Origin of the sequence: Providencia sp. PROV255 (genome assembly GCF_028478065.1) — a bacterium.
GTDB classification, from domain to species: Bacteria; Pseudomonadota; Gammaproteobacteria; order Enterobacterales; family Enterobacteriaceae; genus Providencia; species Providencia rettgeri.
This window is the reverse complement of record NZ_JAMPMI010000006.1, coordinates 216,064-234,541: the sequence shown is the minus strand read 5'-3', so window position 1 is coordinate 234,541 and position 18,478 is coordinate 216,064. Positions and strand designations below refer to the sequence as shown.

The window sequence follows — 18,478 nt, the reverse complement described above, 5'->3', positions numbered from 1 at the left end:
CGCTATATGTTATATCAATATAGCTATAATCCCAATATTCGTAATCAAAATCACATTTAAAGCTAAATTCTAACTGTTTTTAGCGTGATTGATTAATAATTATTCTACTTTATTTTTATAAGAAACAGGAACTCTTTTTGCAAGCGCACAGAGTAGCTCATAACCTATTGTCCCCGCGGCTTGCGCCACCTCATCAACCGGTAAATTTTGCCCCCACATCTCTACTCGCTCACCAAGCTTAACATCGTCACAATCACTGATGTCAATTGTCAGCATATCCATCGAAACCGCGCCCAATAGCGCACAACGTTTACCTTTACACCATACAGGCGTTCCATTTGCAGCATGCCGAGGGTAACCATCGGCATAACCACACGCCACTGTCGCAATACGCATCGGTTTAGTTGATGTAAACCGGCTACCATAACCAATTGATTGACCTGCTGGAATTTCATGGATAGCAATCACTTCTGATTGTAAAGTCATCGCTGCCTTCAAGCCCAACCCAGATATATCAGTAGCTTTTCCACTTGGAGACGCACCATACAGTAAAATACCCGTGCGGACCCAATCATATTGGGTGTGTTTATGCCACAGTGTTGCCCCTGAGTTTGCGATACAGGTTTCTAAAGATAAGTGTTCAAATTGCTGGATTTGTTGAAAAGGCTCAGCAACGCCGGTTTTGGTATCTGAATTAGCAAAGTGACTCATTAACGTTAAACTACGTACATTCGGCATTTTAGATAACCGTCGTACGACATTTTCGTAATCGTTCGGTGGAAAACCTAACCGATTCATTCCACTGTTTAGCTTAATATAGACTGAAATTGGTGATGAAAATTGGGCATTTTCAATGGCGAATAATTGCCACTCACTATGAACACTAGTTGTTAAATTATACTGGTCAATTAATTGTAAATCTTGAGGCTGGAAAAAACCCTCTAACAATAGAATTGGCCCTTTCCACCCTTCTTTTCGCAATAAAATGGCCTCATCAAAATCTAATACCCCAAAGCCATCCGTTTCTTTTAGCGCAGGCCAAATTTGCTTGATGCCGTGACCATAACCGTCTGCTTTCATAACTGACCAAATTTTTGATTTTCCAACATGTTGCCGTACGACAGACAAATTATGTTGTAAATTCTGTAGATGAATGACAGCACTTATTGGGCGCGGCATTTTAATTCCTTAGTACGTTTAATTAATTCTAAAATTACAATAGTATCAAATATCAAACACTTAACGTGCTGGTGTTAAATCACCATGAGTAGTCAGCTTGGTATTAAAACCATCAAGATACCTAAATACCGATAAATCATCAGACGCTATCTCCGGTGTATTCCCTGAAATTAAATCTGCCAGCAGTTTCCCTGCACCACAAGCCATTGTCCAACCCAGTGTCCCATGCCCAGTATTTAAATATAAATTACCGTATGCTGTCGGCCCAACTATTGGAGTACCATCTGGTGTCATTGGACGCAGGCCCGTCCAAAATTGTGCTTGTGCAATATCACCACCGCCTTGATACAAATCTTGTACCACCATTTTCAATGTTTCGCAGCGTTTTTTCAGGATATTCAAATTAAAACCAACAACTTCAGCCATTCCACCAACTCGAATGCGCTGATCAAACCGCGTTACTGCAATTTTGTATGTTTCATCCAAGATGGTGGACATTGGGGAACGCTGTTCATCGATAATTGGCATAGTCAATGAATAGCCTTTGAGTGGATAGACCGGAATTTGAACTAGGGTTTGTAGCATTGAAGTAGAATAAGAGCCCATTGCAACGACATATCTGTCCGCTTGCAAAATTTCACCATCAATTTTAATGCCACTAACTTTATTTCCTTCTGTTAAAATCTGTTCTACATGGCCACCAAATTTGAATTGAACTCCAGCATTTTGTGCCATCTTTGCCAATTTTTTGGTAAATTGCTGGCAATCCCCTGTTTCATCATTGGGTAATCGCAGCCCACCGGTGAGCTTGTGTTTGACAAATTCTAACGCAGGTTCCGCTTTAACTAATTCATTTGATGCTAATAGTTCGTACGGAACACCTTCTTGCTGTAAGACTGCAATGTCATTCGCTGCATTATCGAACTGCTCAGTAGTACGAAAAAGCTGTAAGGTACCACCCTGACGAGCTTCATATTCGATACCTGTATCTGCTCTTAATTGGCGAATACAATCGCGACTGTATTCGGCGATACGTACCATACGACTTTTATTCATTGCATAATGTTGAATATCGCAATTTTTTAACATCTGCCACATCCAGCGCAACTGAAATAACGTTCCATCTGGGCGTATCGCCAGAGGTGCATGTTTTTCAAACATCCATTTCACGGCTTTAAGGGGGATCCCGGGAGCTCCCCATGGGGTTGCATACCCAGGGGATACTTGCCCTGCATTTGCTGCACTTGTTTCTTCTGCGACATCATGTTGTCTATCCACCACCAGCACTTCGTGCCCTTCTTGTGCTAAATACCATGCTGTTGTTACACCGATCACTCCTGCACCTAACACTAGAATTTTCATAGCTTCCCCACAAAATAAAAGTATGCATCATTTATTTTAGGATAATATTCTAGGAATTATTTGCCAATATGGTGAATTAACACTTTTAACAATACAGATAATAAATCCATTTTGATTCACATCTCATTTACATTACAGATGAATATTCTCACTGAAGATTTTAAGGTTATTTAATATCCTATTGATTTTCAATGTATTAATCCAATAAAATCAATTATTGATGATTTCTTTAACTAATAAATTCAGTATTTAATACTTTAATATTGAAACATTATGTCGCTAACCATTTTTAACAACATTTAACAAAACTAATGATGCTATTTTTTTATCTCTTTAAATTATGATTGTATAGATAATTTGACTGCTCCATCGAATTAGTCATCTTAATAATGAAATAAACTAACCAAATCATCTTATTAATCAATAAGAATTTAGGGTATCCCCATGATTAGAAAAAGAAAATTATTTACCTTATTTATTATTTTATTTTTATCTGCAGGGATGAGTCTTGCCGATGAACTTTGTAAATCATCTCTCGTTTTAAGAACACAAGTTTATGATAAAGGAGATATTATCTGTTTAAGCACTAAACCTATTTCTGTATGCCTCAGCCCTGCCATCGTCATAGACAGTTATCCAGTAAGGGTTGATTACCATTGTTTATTTAAAACTGACCATCCGCTTCCCGATGGTCAGGATTGGACTGATAGAGTGGATTTGGACCTATCACACAAGAAAGTGGATTATTCAGACACGACACTTGCTGCTAAGTCCTGTGCGTGCCCCAATAATTGACAACTAGCCTCAAGCCGTTTTAAAGCTTAAAAAACAAAAAAACCAGCCGCAAAAATTATCAGCTGGTTTAATTGGTGATAGAGTCATTCGAATTTAGCGGATGTGTGCTAAGTCGCTAGGCATATTACCTTGCATACTATGCCAAATAGTGCCACTTTCCTTACCATAATTTCTGACACATTCCATAATACGGTCATAAGCTTGTTCACGACACAAATTAGCCAGTTGCTGATAAAAGTTCAGCGCTAAACGCCTCGCATCTGGGTTAGAAAAATAATAACGGCCTACCCTTGTGTAGAGCCCCTTGAGGCCATTAATGATCAATCCATAGATGGGATTACCTGATGCAAAAGCCAGCCCACGGAACACGTTATAATCCAAATCACTAAAGGCATCTGAATTATCTTCAACTTTTTCCCTACCCGCTAAAACCTCCAATGACTGCTCAGGGTTGTTACGAAATGCAGTACGAATAAAAATTGCAGCGATATTGGTACGTACAGCCAAGAGATTATCAATTAGCTGTGGCACTCTATCGTGATCTAACCGAGCCAATGTCTCCAAAATATTTAGGCCAGACGTTTCCCAATAGTTATTCACTTTAGTTGGCTTACCATGCTGAATGGTTAGCCAGCCGTCACGAGCCAAACGTTGTAACACTTCACGTAAGGTTGTTCGTGTCACACCGATTAATTCCGAGAGCTCGCGCTCCGCGGGTAAAATTGAACCTGGTGGAAAGCGGTTGTTCCATATGCTCTCAATAATATACTCTTCCGCGAAACCAGCCGGACTTTGAGCTTTAATAACCATATTTTTATTATTCCAAACATTTAGACGGATATTGGGCAAATCATACCAGATTGTCATCACCTGATATAGTTAGACTAAAAATAAAGAGTGAAGCAAATCATAGAATTTCCATATAATTCATACATTATCAATTAGCAAATAAGCTTAAAATCCGTAAAAGATAAGAGTAGTATGTATAGCACAATACACGACATCCGCATAAAAGAGGATAACGAACCATAATGGATTTTAGTTTAAAAACGGCTTTTTTGAAAAATTTTCTGGGAAACTCGCCTGATTGGTACAAATTAGCAATTATTATATTTTTAATAATTAACCCTATTATCTTCTATTTTATCAGTCCCTTCGTCGCAGGCTGGTTATTAGTTGTTGAATTTATATTCACATTAGCAATGGCTCTCAAATGTTACCCATTGCAACCCGGTGGCCTTCTCGCTATAGAAGCCGTAATTATCGGCATGACCACCCCTGCACAAATTTCACATGAAATTAGCAATAACCTTGAAGTTATCTTGTTACTGATTTTTATGGTAGCTGGTATCTATTTCATGAAACAATTGCTGCTGTTTGTATTCACCAAACTGTTGATAAACGTGCGTTCTAAACGCATTCTTTCCCTTGCTTTTTGTATGGCGAGTGCATTTTTATCTGCATTTTTAGATGCACTGACCGTTATTGCTGTCGTCATTAGTGTTTCAATTGGTTTTTATTCTATCTATCACCAATATGCCTCTAATCAACCTAGCAACACAGACTTGCAAAATGATGGTTTCATTAAAAGTGCAGAACAAAAACAAACCCTCGAACAATTTAGGGCTTTTTTACGTAGTTTAATGATGCATGCTGGTATTGGTACCGCGCTAGGTGGTGTCATGACTATGGTTGGTGAGCCACAAAATCTCATCATTGCTAAACATGTTGACTGGGATTTCATTACCTTTTATATCCGCATGGCGCCTGTCACTATACCTGTTTTTATTTGTGGCTTAGTCGTCTGTTTTGTTGTGGAAAAATTCAAGTTATTTGGCTACGGTGCTGAACTTCCAGACTCTGTGCGTCAGATTTTAACTGAGCACGATAAAAAACTGACGGCGAAACGCACCAAAAAAGATCTTGCGCAGTTGGTCATTCAGGGCTTAATTGGTATTTGGCTAATTGTCGCCCTTGCTTTCCATTTAGCGGAAGTTGGTCTTATTGGCCTATCCGTCATCGTACTGACAACCGCATTTTGTGGTATCACAGAGGAGCACGCGCTAGGTAAAGCCTTTGAGGAAGCGTTACCATTTACCGCATTACTGACCGTATTCTTTAGCATTGTTGCTGTAATCATTGACCAGCAATTATTCACTCCATTTATTCAGTTTGTGTTGCAATCCTCTGAATCGTCACAATTATCATTGTTCTATCTGTTTAATGGCCTACTTTCTGCCGTGTCAGATAACGTATTTGTAGGGACGGTTTATATTACTGAAGCCTTAAAAGCGGCAAATGAAGGTTTAGTATCAACGGAACAATACCAATTATTAGCTGTCGCAATAAATACAGGGACTAACCTCCCTTCTGTTGCAACACCTAATGGGCAAGCTGCCTTCTTGTTTTTATTAACGTCTGCGTTATCACCTCTGATCCGTTTATCTTACGGCCGCATGGTGTGGATGGCACTGCCATATACCTTCGTAATGACCATTGTTGGGCTATTAGGGGTTGAATTCTGGCTAGTTCCCATCACACATTGGATGGAAAGCATCGGGTTGATTACGTTCGCACAATAACTATACTTTAAACAATTAGCCGTGCACCAATACGGCTAATTGTAATGTTAGGTAAAACCCTCTCTAAAATTGCATTATTTCACTTTAATTGCTTTTTTTATCGGGCCGATAGGGGCAAAATGTGCGCATTACTCAATTAGGATACTAAGTATGTTCAGATTTTTTAACTACTGTTCGCAAGGAAGAGGCGCTTGGCTACTCATGGCATTTATTGCCTTTATGCTCGAGTGCGCGGCTTTATATTTTCAGCATGTTATGAAACTACAACCCTGTGTTATGTGTATCTATGAACGTGTTGCATTACTTGGCATTATGGTTGCTGGCTTAATTGGAGCGATAGCACCACGGAACATGGTCATACGCTGGGTTGCTATTCTTATTTGGGTTTATTCTGCTTGGCGCGGTTTAGACCTTGCATGGGAGCATACCATGCTACAACTTTATCCTTCACCATTTGCATCATGTGATTTCTTCGTTAATTTCCCTGATTGGTTACCATTACAAGAGTGGGTACCAGCAGTATTCGAAGCTACGGGTGACTGTGCCGTTAGACAGTGGGCATTCTTAGGGCTTGATATGCCACAATGGTTAATTGGTATCTTCGTGGCTTATCTCTTAGTTGCAATCATTGTTATCATCAGCCAGTTCTTCCCAGCCAAAAAATAGCCTTTAAACCCCAAATGTTATATTCAACATTTGGGGTTCCTAAGTAATAAAATTAACCTATTGAATGACTCGTTCTAATTTCACAGGGATATTTTTATACGCAGGAATACCACATTGCGGGTCGAAATTATCCAACGAAATTAAATTATTAGCTTCAGGGAAATAAGTGGCAACACTACGGTCTGCCATATCATAAATCACCACAGTGAGGTTATCTAAACGGCGTTTTGTTGGTTTCTGCTCGCGGTCTAATGCGATGAGATTCACTTTATCTCCCGCTTGTAACTTCTGTTTTTGGGCTTCTGCACCACTGATGAAAACAACATCTCGTTGCCCAAACACACCGCGATATCGGTCATTTAATCCATAAATTGTAGTATTATATTGGTCATGGCTACGTAATGTTGCCAAAATGAGTTCACTGTTAACTGCTGAGTTCGGGTCTTCAATAACACCTTCTGTCGGTACAAAGTTAGCTTTGCCTGATTGCGTTAACCAACGACGCTCAGAAGCCGCATTAGTCAGATGGAATCCTCCGGGTATTTTAATGCGTGCATTATAATCATCAAAACCAGGTAATACCGCTTCCATTGCGTCACGAATTAAATCGTAATTGCCGATAAAATCATCCCATTCAACTTTACTCTGCAGTATTGTCGCTTTAGCTATCCCTGCAATAATCGCACACTCAGATTTAAGATAAGGGCTACACGGTTTAAGTAAACCTTTTGAAGCGTGAACCATCGACATTGAGTCTTCTACGGTCACACATTGCACACCACTGCTTTGCCTGTCTATTTCACTGCGACCTAATACAGGTAATAAAAATGTCTGCTTAGCGGTTAATAAATGGGAGCGATTTAGTTTAGTTGCTGTGTGCACCGCTAAATCAAGCTTTTTCATACCTGCAAAACAAGCGTCTTTATCTGGCATGGCAACTGCTAAGTTTCCGCCCATGCAGATTAAAGCCTTCGCTTTTCCTTCAGAAATGGCTTGCATGCTCGCGACGGCTGCATGACCAAATTCGCTTGGTGGTTTAAAACCAAATCGTTGTTCAATTTTGTCTAAAAAGCTTTTTGACGGTTTTTCCGTAATACCAACGGTTCTATCACCCTGAACATTCGAATGACCACGCAGAGGGCAAATTCCCGCACCTTCCCGACCAATATTACCTTTCAGTAGTAATAAATTAACGAGTTGCTGAACGTTTTGCGTACCATGCTCGTGCTGAGTGATCCCCATGCCATAACAAATAATGGTACTTTTTGCCTCAATATAAAGATCCGCAATCTCTTCGATAGACTCACGCGGTAAGCCAGAAACCCTTAAAATATCTTTCCAACTCGTTGTCAGTAAGTCATTTTTTAAAGCTTCATAACCCTGTGTATGAGTTGATATAAATTCAGTATCAAGAATAGGCTCTTTTCCGGCATCGACTGCAGCTTGGTGTTTTTCAATCAATAACTTCATCACACCTTTAAGTAACGCAGTGTCTCCACCAACACGAACTTTATAATAGTGTCCAGCTAAAGGAGTAGACTCTAACGTGAGCATTTCTACCACGTCTTGCGGGTAGGTAAAACGTTCAAGACCACGCTCTCTTAAAGGATTTATGGCAATGATTTTAGCACCACGTTTAGAAACTTCACGCAATGAGCTCAACATCCTCGGGTGGTTAGTCCCAGGGTTATGACCTATACATATAACTAAATCCGCTTTATCAAAATCGTCCAACAATACTGTCGCCTTGCCGACACCAATAGAGTCAGCAAGACCAACACTCGTTGGTTCATGGCACATATTTGAACAATCAGGGAAATTGTTTGTGCCATATTCACGAGCAAGTAGCTGATATAAGAATGCGGCTTCATTTGAAGTTCGACCTGATGTATAAAATTCAACAGTATTTGGGTCTGAATAACTTTGTAAACGCGTACCTATTTGTTGAAATGCATCTTCCCATTCGATAGGTTCATATTTATCTGTTTGTGAATTGTATTTCATGGGGTGAGTTAAACGCCCTTCATCCTCTAAATGAAAATCATCCCACTCAAGTAATTCTGTTACAGTATATTTAGAAAAAAATTCCGGCGTTGTTTTTTTAGATGTTGCTTCCCAAGCAATTGCTTTTGCACCATTCTCACAAATATCAAATGACGCCGTATGTACTGGGTCAGGCCACGCACAGCCAGGGCAATCAAAGCCGTCTACCTTATTCATTTCAAACATCGCAATTATGTCATGACCCACTTTCATTTGGCCACGTAATGCTTCTGCAACTGCTTTTACAGCCCCCCAACCGGCAGCGGGGCCATCATACTCTTCAATTTTCTTTTTCATTTGGCATTACTCTTTAATAAATGTAAATGTCTTTATATGTGCTTTTATAATTATCTAAAATATTCTTTGTTATTTAATATTAGTAATATCATCGTTAAATATCAATAATTAAAATAAGCACTTAAATAGATGCTCGTAATTAGACGACTTAAGAATAAGAAATGAAAATACAACTCAATAAATGAAAAGATAAATATTAAAACAAAACTAATTTAAATGAATACATATAGTTAATTAACCTCATATTAATGATTAATAAAAGGTTAATTAACTTCATAAAAAGAAGAGTTATATACAAGCACCCGATTGTATAATGTCAACAGCACAACGTTTACCATTCGCAAATTGGCATACAGCTGTTTGTGACCCATTTAATTCTAATGTGAGCGCTGGTAACCCACCCGCTGAAACACAGGCCTCTTGTGCCCCAGGGCCTAAATTGACCACTTGTTGAGCATATTGACTCGCAGAATGTTCCACAGAATTATCTATGTTTGAGCTACCACACGCAGATAGCATGACAGATATAGCCCCAGTGAGTAACATTGTTAGTACTGGTTTAAAAAATTGATTAACCCTATGCCTCATTTTCCTGCTTCTCCAAAGATGCTGCCTGAACATTCTGCAATAACCGCTTAGTGCCCGCCGCTTTTTGAATATAGATTGATGACTAAGACACCAATAATAATTAATAGCATACCAATAATTGCAGGTAAATCGAGTTTTTGGTTGTAAATAAAAATTGCAGCGACAGAAACCAATACAATCCCTAAACCTGACCAAATTGCATAAGCAATACCCAATGGCATGATTTTTACTACCTGCGAAAGCCCCCAAAAAGAGACTGCATAACCGATAATAACAATCAACGATGGCCAAAAACGACTAAAACCATCAGACGCCTTCAGTGTTGTCGTTGCAATGACTTCGGCAATAATAGACATTAATAAAAAACCCAGCCCCTTCATTATATTTCCTTGTTATTAGAATTAGTTATGATAAAACTTATCACTTTTTTGATTATTTACTCAGATAACGATAAAAAGCTCTGTTTATCATTAAAATAACACAGAGCTTTCATCTCGACTTCATGATGAGAATGCGAGTTAGTGATTTGCGGCAACGTCTACTCTATCGTTAAGAGACTCACTATAGCGCTTGAATAAAAAGACACACAAAATGAATGCTATGACACCAATCGCACCGCCAATATAACCAATCTGGGTCATTCCCATATGAACAATAACTTGATTGCCTAACAGTGCGCCAGCACCAATGCCAATGTTAAAAATTCCAGAGAAAATTGACATAGCCAAGTCGGTGGCATCTGGAGATAAATCAATGACCTTAACTTGCATTCCTAAACCAATACACATCATGGCCATTCCCCAGAACACTGATAACATAATCAACGACCAAACATCTCTACCTAATGGCATCAATAATAATAAGCAAATCGTCATAAATGCGATTGCTGCAGGTAAAAATGATAATGAAAATTTGCTGCTGTAGCGACTAAATATTACACTTCCAACAATACCCGCTCCACCAAAAATCAGTAGTAGTAAAGTGGCAAAGTTTTGGCTTTGTAAGGCAACTTCGCGAACAAAAGGTTCAATATAACTGTAAGCCGTAAAATGCGCAGTAACTGCCAAAACGGTTAACGCAAACATTCCAACGAGTGCTGGCCGGTGGAATAGCATCGGCACACTTTTTAACGAGCCTGAATGTTCACTTGGTAAGCGTGGTAAAAAGCGAATCAACACAACCATAGTGAACAATGCTATAACACCAATACCTAAAAATGTCGCTCGCCAACCTAAGAATTGCCCAACTACACGGCCAAGAGGAAGACCTAATACTGTTGCCAATGCCGTTCCCGTCGCTAATAACCCAAGTGCTTGAGCTTTTTTACCCGCAGGAGCAACCCGAATAGCTAAAGATGCCGTAATTGACCAAAAGACTGCGTGAGATAAAGCGACACCAATACGCCCTGCTATTAAAATATCAAAACTCCACGCAAACCCTGAAATGATGTGACTAACAATAAAGATAACAAATAAGAAAGCTAATAATTTGCGACGCTCTATTTTACTGGTTAATAGCATCAAAGGTAACGACATCAAAGCCACAACCCACGCGTAGATTGTTATCATTAATCCAGTATGTGCGACCGTCATGTCAAAGCTTTTTGCAATATCACTGAGTAATGCAACAGGCACAAACTCTGTTGTGTTAAAAACAAATGCAGCAACTGCTAATGCTATTACACGGATCCAAGCTGTTTTTCTAGAAACTTGCGTCATATTTCTCTTAGCCTTCACTTTCCCACAAATAATAGATGCCAACGGCTTAACCGTATGTAAAAAATGCTGCGAAAGGATATTGGTATTTAGTACAGGATTGAGTCGTTACTGAGCAATCTATATTGCTAACAACACTTTTTTGTGAATTGTATCACGATTTTTCATTACTCATAAAGGTTCCCTTGAGCTATTGGCAAGAAAAATATCATGCCTACTTATTTTTATTTCCCCAACTATACCATTTAACTATTTGTTTAAATTTAAGCCACTTATCTGAATATTTATTACATTCAGTTATCTGAAAACACATCGCATTACTTTCTATGCTACAATCTCACTATTATTTTTTATGCTCAAAGGACCGCTTTAATGAAAAACCATTTTCCAACTGAACCTAACGTTAATACTTTAGCGGATGAAGTGACTTGTCTTAAAAATTTACTGACACATATGCTAAAAGCTATCGGCCAAGCGGATGCAGGTAAAATCTTAATTAAGATGCAGCGCGAAATTGCACAAATGGAAGACGAAAAGCAAGCAGAAACCTACAAAAATACGTTAGAACAGATAAAAACAGGGTATCGCCAATAGATTATTTAGCGATAAATGCTATTTTAAGGATATACCTACTGTTAAGTGGTTTAAACTGCACAAATAACTAAGTTTTAATCGTGAAAATCATCTATCTTTATTCATGAATTAAACCATTCTTTATTCATTTAGCTCCCCCTTCAGAACCCTATGAAGGGGGCTTTTTTTTCTACAGCTTATGTATTATTGCGTTTATAAATATCTTGGCAATGCTGAATGTATTCATCAACTGTTGTATCGTCGGTTTGCTTATCCCAACTTTTTTGCTCTTCAAAAGCCCACACTTGAAACGTTTGTCCAAAGTTAGCCCCTGACATACCAACTTGCTTATACACCCGATGGTAAAAACCTTGCTCAGAACGATAGATCTCAAATTTAAACGGAACTAACCTAGCGGGGTTTGTCGTTGTCAAAAAATCATTACCAAATAATAACGTTTTCTCAAGAATATCCATTCTATCCCCTTGTTTAATTTATAAAATACGTATGGTTTACACGATCTATTATAAGCATAGCGCATTTAACGCAATTCCGTGATTTTACCTATAAAAATATATGATTTACATACTATCCATAGAGAAGATTGATGAATAACGGGAGATATTGACGAAATAATAAGCTTCACTATTAAAATGAAGCTTATTATCGCTGGTTTATGATTTGTTGTCGTAGAACTGTTTTGCCATATCAATGCTGTCTGCATTCACATCTTTTATATGGTCACGTGTTAACCGATAAACAACGGGGCTTAACAGCAACAAGGCAATCAAATTAGGGATCGCCATCATGGCATTTAATGTATCTGCCAATAACCAAACAAAATCAAGTGATTGTGTTGCACCGATAGGTAAAGCAATCAACCATAACACTCTATATGGCTTTATCGCACGCAACCCAAATAAATATTGCACACATTTTTCGCCATAAAAACTCCAACCCAGAATAGTGGTAAATGCAAATATGGCTAATGCGATAGCAACAATATAATTTCCACCTGGTATTGCCGTTTGGAATGATGATGCGGTTAATGTCGCTCCTGTTTCACTAGTCAACCACCCACCAGTTATAATGATAGTTAACCCCGTGACAGAACACACAATGATAGTATCAATAAATGTCCCTAACATCGCAATAAGTCCTTGGCGAATAGGGTTTTGTGTTTTTGCAGCGGCATGGGCGATAGGTGCACTACCCAAACCAGCTTCATTGGAAAATACGCCTCGTGCAACCCCAAAACGGATTGCAGCCCATACTGCCGCCCCCGCAAACCCACCTTGGGCAGCAACTGGGTTAAAGGCCGAAGTAACAACCAGTGAAAGTGCCGCAGGGATCTCAGTAAAATAAATGCCAAGTACAATGACACCCGCACCAAAATAGGCAACGGTCATAAATGGGACAAGTTTTCCTGCAACATCAGAGATACGTTGCAGCCCACCAATCAACACCGCACCAACTAATAAAACTAAAACCCCGGCGGTCAACCATTTATGCACACCAAAGTTACTTTCTAGTACATCTGCCACTGAGTTCGCTTGTACTGTATTTCCGATACCAAAACTGGCACATGCACCAAAAAAGGCAAACAATGTTCCCAACCAAATCCATTTAGGGCCTAAGCCATTTTTAATGTAGTACATTGGCCCACCAATATACTGGCCATATTTATCCACTTCACGAAAACGAACAGCTAACACAGCCTCAGAGTATTTTGTTGCCATTCCTACCAATGCCGTCATCCACATCCAAAATAATGCGCCAGGCCCGCCCATGACAACTGCCGTCGCAACCCCGGCAATATTCCCCGTACCGATAGTTGCTGATAACGCTGTCATTAATGCATTAAAAGGTGATATTTGCCCCTCACCGCGTGATTCGTTCTTTTGAAATAATAACTTAAAACCTGTTCCAATTTTTCTTATCGGTAAAAATGCGAGCCGGATTTGCATATATATACCAACGCCTAAGATCCCAACAAGCATTGGTACTCCCCATACCACCCCATTTAGTTCACTTAACCACGTAGTTATCAAATCCATCCTACCCCCAATTAACTCGTATTAATTAACAAAGCAATCAAATTAATAACAATTTCTTATCAATTTAATAAAGATTAAAAGTGGCATAAAAGCGAATTAAATTTCAATAATTCATCATTTAAAGTAGAAGATTGTGAGTAAGCTCACTTGTGGTTTATCGATTACAGTTATTAATACAATTAATTGCGAATCGAAATTAAGATTGAGTTTGTTAGATACGAATGAGTATTTTGAGGGAATATATTTTACATATTGTATCAATAAAAATGCCCAGTAATTAAACTATTACTGGGCAGATGCTAAAATTATTGTCTGTATAAAGCTAACTTAGACTCATTATCTCGGCTACTTTAAATATTCACCTGAGCGCAATGCTTCAATACGTTTGTCTAATGGCGGGTGTGATAAAAATAACTCACTAAATGCTTTACCACGACCATTAATACAAAACGCCATCAAACGGCCTTCTTCTTGTGGCTCATAGCTCGTTTTTAACCGTTGCAAAGCAGCTATCATCTTTTCACGACCAACTAATTTCGCCGAACCAGCATCCGCATGGAACTCACGATAACGAGAGAACCACATAGTGATGATGCTCGCCAAAATACCGAATACGATTTCAAGCACCATAGAAACCGCGAAATAAACCATTGGGTTACCATTGCTACTCTCACTTTCGTTATCACTGTTGGACATAAAACCTGCCGCAACCTGTGCAATTATACGCGAAATAAAGATAACGAACGTATTCACGACACCTTGTAATAAAGTCATCGTCACCATGTCGCCATTGGCAATATGGCTAATTTCATGAGCAATAACCGCTTCCGCTTCATCACGGCTCATATTTTCTAATAACCCAGTACTCACCGCGACAAGTGAAGCATCTCGACGGGCACCTGTTGCGAACGCGTTGATATCTGGCGCATGATAGATAGCCACTTGTGGCATTTGAATGCCAACTTGTTGTGCTTGGCGCTCAACGGTTGAGACTAACCATTGTTCCGTTTGGTTACGTGGAGTTTCGATAACTTCGCCACCGACTGATTTCAGCGCCATCCATTTAGACATTAATAGTGATATGAAAGCACCACCAAAGCCAAATAGACCAGCCATGATCATCAGACCTTGAACACTACTACCACGGATCCCAGTTAAGCTTAGGATTATCCCAAACACAAACATAACCGCTAAGTTCGTGAGTAAGAATAAAGCAATTCTCATCATTTTTTATGTATTCCTTGGTAAAAACAAATATACGTAGAATTTACTTTATAAATAAGGTTTTTTCACACTTTTTCAAGTGCATTAACGCGAAAACCCTAAAAAATAACATAACTTTACATAGCTATGCTAAAAACTCATTATCATAATCTAAATAAATTATAACTTCTTACGATAAAAATTTAACCATTTGTTTTTAAAGGTTCATTTAATAACCATTTAAATTTAAAGTTAATTTTAATTGAAACGATAAAGCTGTTTGGTCAATCACCAAAAGCAATTTAGTGTATTTATCTATCTTATCACTCATTTTGTTCACCAAATGAATGAATATTCATTTTTACTTTCATTCTATTAAAAAATAATGCCACATTAAGTGGCACTATTTTGTTCTATCTCGATCTGTTGTTTTGTTCTAAGGCTAATTAGTTTTTTCTTTAGTCGATTTTGTTACTTTATCTTTTGCTGTTTTAGCCGATTCTTTATCTTTGGCTTTAGACGCTTTTTCTTTTACTGCTTTGGCCGACTCTTTATCTGTGGCTTTAGGCGCTTTTTCTTTTACTGCTTTGGCCGACTCTTTATCTGCGGCTTTAGACGCTTTTTCTTTTACTGCTTTAGCTGACTCTTTATCTTTGGCTTTAGGCGCTTTTTCTTTCACCTCTTTAACTTCTTTATCCGCTGTTTTAGAGGCCTTTTCTTTTACTGTTTTAGCAGTACCAGATGCTTTGTCACTGGCCTTGTTGGCTTTATCAGAAGCTGTTTTGCCGGCTTTATCACTCGTACTTTTTATTGAATCAGATACAGACGGTTTACTTGGTTGCTTGGCAACACCTGCACCAATCACAGCACCAGCGGCTTTCGCTTTACTGTTGATATCATTTTTTAGTTCAATAGTACACACTTGCTCTGAGCGACTCGTAGAACCATCATTACAAATAAATTTACCACCTTCACAGCGATCAATTCCCCCTTTACTTCCAGAACAAGGGTAGTTTCTTGCATTCGCTGTGTTAATAGATGCAACCATCATTACACTCACTGCTATTAATCCTACAAATAATTTACGCATGGTATTGCCTCGTTGCTAAGGAATCTATACCAAAAGTTTAGGATAAATTAAGTAAAGGTAAAGAAACCTATAGTTAATTATTAATTTCAGTCAGTCATTTTAAAAAATAAAGTAAACACAGCATAAAACTGCATCTATCTAGTGGATACTTGCTAAAAAAAATCAAATTAACAATACGTTATTGTTCAGTTTCTGTTTTGCTGTATGTATTTAGATTGTATTGAAAAGACACAAAAATTAAGCCAGCTTAATGCTGGCTTAATCCGACAAATAATAAGAGGGATATTATTTATTATTTGATAATAGCTTAGTGTGCTGATTCGCTAAGTCGATCGCCATTTTCACCGTTTCATCAAGGTATGGGTCTGGTCCTTCATAATCTTTTGGCAGATCATCAATTGATTTCAATAGCGGCTTGCCTTCCCGAGTATTACGTTCGTTTATACGTTTCAGTTTTGTCGCTTCAATTTCAGAATCTTCTTTTTGACGTTCAGCATAGTTGAGTGAAATAAGATTCTTACTTTCTTTGTTTACTTTATAGCGTGCAATGTCTTCATCAATATAATTGAATTCAGGGTCTTTGCTAATACGCGCCAAATGCTGCGTTTTTATTAACGATAAATCAGAAGAAACATCACCAACAGGCGTGTATTTTGCCGGTGGAATGCTATCCCATGGCAATGCGTTGTCCTCGAAACTTTCACCCGTTTCTGCGGGATCTTGGCCTGTTGGCATGACTACATCAGGGATGACCCCTTCACGCTGTGTACTACCACCATTAACCCGATAAAACTTCTGAATAGTATACTGAACAGAACCTAAGGAAGGCCATTCTGGCTTCAGCATTTGGTCGTAAACACGACTCAAACTACGGTGTTGCTGAACTGTTCCCTTACCAAATGTCGGCTCACCAACAATCATCGCCCTACCATAATCTTGCATTGCCGCAGCAAAAATCTCAGATGCAGATGCACTAAAACGGTCAACTAAAACAACGAGAGGACCTTTATAGTAAATAACGTCGTCGTCATCGATATCTTGGCGAACTTGGCCATTGTTATCACGAACTTGGACAATCGGCCCTTGTGGAATGAACAAACCAGATAAAGAGACTGCTTCAGTTAATGCTCCGCCACCATTACCACGTAAATCAATAATCAATGCGGAAACATTATCTTTTGCCATGTTTTGCAATTGAGTTTTAACATCATTCGTTAAACCAACATAAAAACCTGGAATATCCAAAACAGCAATTTTATCTTTACCTTGCTGTTTTATTGTCAGCTTGACAGCTCGGTCTTCTAGCCGGATCTGCTCCCGAACTATGGTGACTATATGAGGTTTCGCCCCTTTAGTATCAGAAACGACTTCCAACCGAACTTTACTTCCTTTCGGGCCTTTAATTAAAGCAACCACATCATCAAGCCGCCAGCCAACCACATCAACAATAGGTTTACCCGTTTGGCCTACACCGATAATTTTATCGCCGACTTTTAGCTCTTTGCTTTTAGCTGCTGGGCCCCCAGCAACCAATGAGTTGATAACCGTATTTTCATCATCTTGCTGTAAGACCGCACCAATTCCTTCTAATGATAAACTCATTTCTGAATTGAATTGTTCAGTATTACGAGGCGATAGATAACTTGTGTGTGGATCGATTTCACGAGCAAAAGAGTTAACTATCAATTGAAAAACATCTTCACTTTGCGCTTGCGTTAAACGTCGCAACGCAAAATTATAACGTTTCGTCAATTTTTCTTTGATTTCTTTATCATCTTTGCCTGATAGTTTTAAATTCAACCAGTCATAACGGACTTTTTGGTCCCATAGACGATCAAGTTCTTGCTTATCTTTAGGCCACGGTGCTTTAGAACGGTCAACTTCAATGGAGTCTGTCGCATTTAAATCGATAGGTTGCTCTAAACGAGCCAACGCATATTTAAAACGCTCGAAACGTCTTTCCTGAGACAGATTATACAGGTCATAGAACGTATCTAATTTGCCATCCTCAAGCCACTGACCTGCTTTGCCCTTATCTTTGGCATATTGGTCAATATCGGATTGAAGTAAAACATTATGGCCGAAATCTAACATATTAAGATAACGATCAAATATTTTCTCAGAAAACGCACTGTCTAAATCAAATTGGCGGTAATGTGAACGAGTGAACCGAGATGTCACTCTCTCACTCACCGTACCGTGCTGTGCACTCTGCTTTAAGACTGGTAACTGAGCCGCAGTGACCGGAGTCACTGCTTGAGTATTAGCTATTGCACTGCCAAAAGTCGCTAGGCTGACCACCAGTGCAATTTTAAGAAGTTTGTTCAT

Annotated in this window: 16 protein-coding genes; 4 read left to right on the top strand and 12 right to left on the bottom strand. The window is 38.8% G+C overall.

The features are described 5' to 3' along the window. Positions 1-99: 99 nt before the first annotated feature. Positions 100-1,179, bottom strand: a complete 1,080-nt coding sequence (gene alr / locus PR725_RS06485) for an alanine racemase (RefSeq protein ID WP_004911204.1) — start codon at positions 1,177-1,179, stop codon at positions 100-102. A 60-nt stretch (positions 1,180-1,239) separates the two neighbouring features. Then, positions 1,240-2,541 carry a D-amino acid dehydrogenase gene (locus PR725_RS06480; protein ID WP_110731963.1) on the bottom strand — a complete coding sequence of 434 codons (1,302 nt, stop codon included), beginning with the start codon at positions 2,539-2,541 and terminating at the stop codon, positions 1,240-1,242. Between the two features lie 444 nt (positions 2,542-2,985). On the opposite strand from PR725_RS06480, the gene PR725_RS06475 reads away from it, so the two are divergent. Continuing rightward, positions 2,986-3,336 (top strand): hypothetical protein, encoded by a 351-nt coding sequence (locus tag PR725_RS06475; protein ID WP_004911208.1) that lies wholly within the window; start codon positions 2,986-2,988, stop codon positions 3,334-3,336. Between the two features lie 93 nt (positions 3,337-3,429). Here the strand turns inward: PR725_RS06475 and fadR are convergent, their stop codons facing one another. Next, entirely contained in the window at positions 3,430-4,146 is a 717-nt protein-coding gene (fadR, locus tag PR725_RS06470; protein ID WP_004911211.1) for a fatty acid metabolism transcriptional regulator FadR, read from the bottom strand. 221 nt (positions 4,147-4,367) lie between these two features. Here fadR and nhaB point away from each other — a divergent pair, with 221 nt between their 5' ends. Further along, on the top strand, positions 4,368-5,918 hold the full coding sequence (gene nhaB / locus PR725_RS06465) for a sodium/proton antiporter NhaB (protein WP_109913260.1): 1,551 nt from the start codon (positions 4,368-4,370) through the stop codon (positions 5,916-5,918). Between the two features lie 150 nt (positions 5,919-6,068). Further along, a complete protein-coding gene (gene dsbB / locus PR725_RS06460) occupies positions 6,069-6,584 on the top strand; it encodes a disulfide bond formation protein DsbB (RefSeq protein ID WP_004911215.1) in 516 nt (171 codons plus the stop codon). Positions 6,585-6,641: 57 nt separating this feature from the next. On the opposite strand, the gene PR725_RS06455 is transcribed toward dsbB, so the two are convergent. The 4 genes from PR725_RS06455 to PR725_RS06440 form a co-directional block, all read right to left on the bottom strand. Then, complete coding sequence (locus PR725_RS06455) at positions 6,642-8,924, bottom strand: FdhF/YdeP family oxidoreductase (protein WP_267747975.1); 2,283 nt, start codon at positions 8,922-8,924, stop codon at positions 6,642-6,644. 288 nt (positions 8,925-9,212) lie between these two features. After that, positions 9,213-9,512 carry a DUF333 domain-containing protein gene (locus tag PR725_RS06450; protein ID WP_004911219.1) on the bottom strand — a complete coding sequence of 100 codons (300 nt, stop codon included), beginning with the start codon at positions 9,510-9,512 and terminating at the stop codon, positions 9,213-9,215. 47 nt (positions 9,513-9,559) lie between these two features. Beyond that, the gene (locus PR725_RS06445; RefSeq protein WP_004911220.1) at positions 9,560-9,892 is read right to left on the bottom strand and encodes an SMR family transporter; all 333 of its coding nucleotides are present in this window, start codon (positions 9,890-9,892) and stop codon (positions 9,560-9,562) included. A 138-nt stretch (positions 9,893-10,030) separates the two neighbouring features. After that, a complete protein-coding gene (locus PR725_RS06440) occupies positions 10,031-11,230 on the bottom strand; it encodes a sugar transporter (protein WP_110731964.1) in 1,200 nt (399 codons plus the stop codon). Positions 11,231-11,599: 369 nt separating this feature from the next. Between PR725_RS06440 and PR725_RS06435 the strand changes: the two genes are divergently transcribed. Beyond that, the gene (locus PR725_RS06435) at positions 11,600-11,821 is read left to right on the top strand and encodes a DUF2594 family protein (protein WP_102138673.1); all 222 of its coding nucleotides are present in this window, start codon (positions 11,600-11,602) and stop codon (positions 11,819-11,821) included. A gap of 176 nt (positions 11,822-11,997) precedes the next feature. Here PR725_RS06435 and PR725_RS06430 read toward each other — a convergent pair whose 3' ends face one another. From PR725_RS06430 to prc, 5 genes are all read right to left on the bottom strand, one after another. Further along, on the bottom strand, positions 11,998-12,276 hold the full coding sequence (locus PR725_RS06430; RefSeq protein WP_004911225.1) for a hypothetical protein: 279 nt from the start codon (positions 12,274-12,276) through the stop codon (positions 11,998-12,000). A gap of 198 nt (positions 12,277-12,474) precedes the next feature. After that, positions 12,475-13,857: an alanine/glycine:cation symporter family protein gene (locus tag PR725_RS06425; protein ID WP_042851602.1), complete on the bottom strand. Its 1,383-nt coding sequence runs from the start codon at positions 13,855-13,857 to the stop codon at positions 12,475-12,477. Positions 13,858-14,202: 345 nt separating this feature from the next. Beyond that, positions 14,203-15,084: a protease HtpX gene (gene htpX, locus PR725_RS06420; protein ID WP_004911228.1), complete on the bottom strand. Its 882-nt coding sequence runs from the start codon at positions 15,082-15,084 to the stop codon at positions 14,203-14,205. Between the two features lie 418 nt (positions 15,085-15,502). Continuing rightward, on the bottom strand, positions 15,503-16,150 hold the full coding sequence (locus PR725_RS06415; RefSeq protein ID WP_272568183.1) for a cell envelope biogenesis protein TolA: 648 nt from the start codon (positions 16,148-16,150) through the stop codon (positions 15,503-15,505). A gap of 285 nt (positions 16,151-16,435) precedes the next feature. Next, entirely contained in the window at positions 16,436-18,478 is a 2,043-nt protein-coding gene (prc, locus tag PR725_RS06410; RefSeq protein WP_110731967.1) for a carboxy terminal-processing peptidase, read from the bottom strand.

Coding starts and splice junctions, on each gene's coding strand:
- alr (WP_004911204.1), bottom strand. CDS start 1,179: ATGCCGCGCCCAATAAGTGCTGTCATTCATCTACAGAATTTACAACAT.
- PR725_RS06480 (WP_110731963.1), bottom strand. CDS start 2,541: ATGAAAATTCTAGTGTTAGGTGCAGGAGTGATCGGTGTAACAACAGCA.
- PR725_RS06475 (WP_004911208.1), top strand. CDS start 2,986: ATGATTAGAAAAAGAAAATTATTTACCTTATTTATTATTTTATTTTTA.
- fadR (WP_004911211.1), bottom strand. CDS start 4,146: ATGGTTATTAAAGCTCAAAGTCCGGCTGGTTTCGCGGAAGAGTATATT.
- nhaB (WP_109913260.1), top strand. CDS start 4,368: ATGGATTTTAGTTTAAAAACGGCTTTTTTGAAAAATTTTCTGGGAAAC.
- dsbB (WP_004911215.1), top strand. CDS start 6,069: ATGTTCAGATTTTTTAACTACTGTTCGCAAGGAAGAGGCGCTTGGCTA.
- PR725_RS06455 (WP_267747975.1), bottom strand. CDS start 8,924: ATGAAAAAGAAAATTGAAGAGTATGATGGCCCCGCTGCCGGTTGGGGG.
- PR725_RS06450 (WP_004911219.1), bottom strand. CDS start 9,512: ATGAGGCATAGGGTTAATCAATTTTTTAAACCAGTACTAACAATGTTA.
- PR725_RS06445 (WP_004911220.1), bottom strand. CDS start 9,892: ATGAAGGGGCTGGGTTTTTTATTAATGTCTATTATTGCCGAAGTCATT.
- PR725_RS06440 (WP_110731964.1), bottom strand. CDS start 11,230: ATGACGCAAGTTTCTAGAAAAACAGCTTGGATCCGTGTAATAGCATTA.
- PR725_RS06435 (WP_102138673.1), top strand. CDS start 11,600: ATGAAAAACCATTTTCCAACTGAACCTAACGTTAATACTTTAGCGGAT.
- PR725_RS06430 (WP_004911225.1), bottom strand. CDS start 12,276: ATGGATATTCTTGAGAAAACGTTATTATTTGGTAATGATTTTTTGACA.
- PR725_RS06425 (WP_042851602.1), bottom strand. CDS start 13,857: ATGGATTTGATAACTACGTGGTTAAGTGAACTAAATGGGGTGGTATGG.
- htpX (WP_004911228.1), bottom strand. CDS start 15,084: ATGATGAGAATTGCTTTATTCTTACTCACGAACTTAGCGGTTATGTTT.
- PR725_RS06415 (WP_272568183.1), bottom strand. CDS start 16,150: ATGCGTAAATTATTTGTAGGATTAATAGCAGTGAGTGTAATGATGGTT.
- prc (WP_110731967.1), bottom strand. CDS start 18,478: ATGAACAAACTTCTTAAAATTGCACTGGTGGTCAGCCTAGCGACTTTT.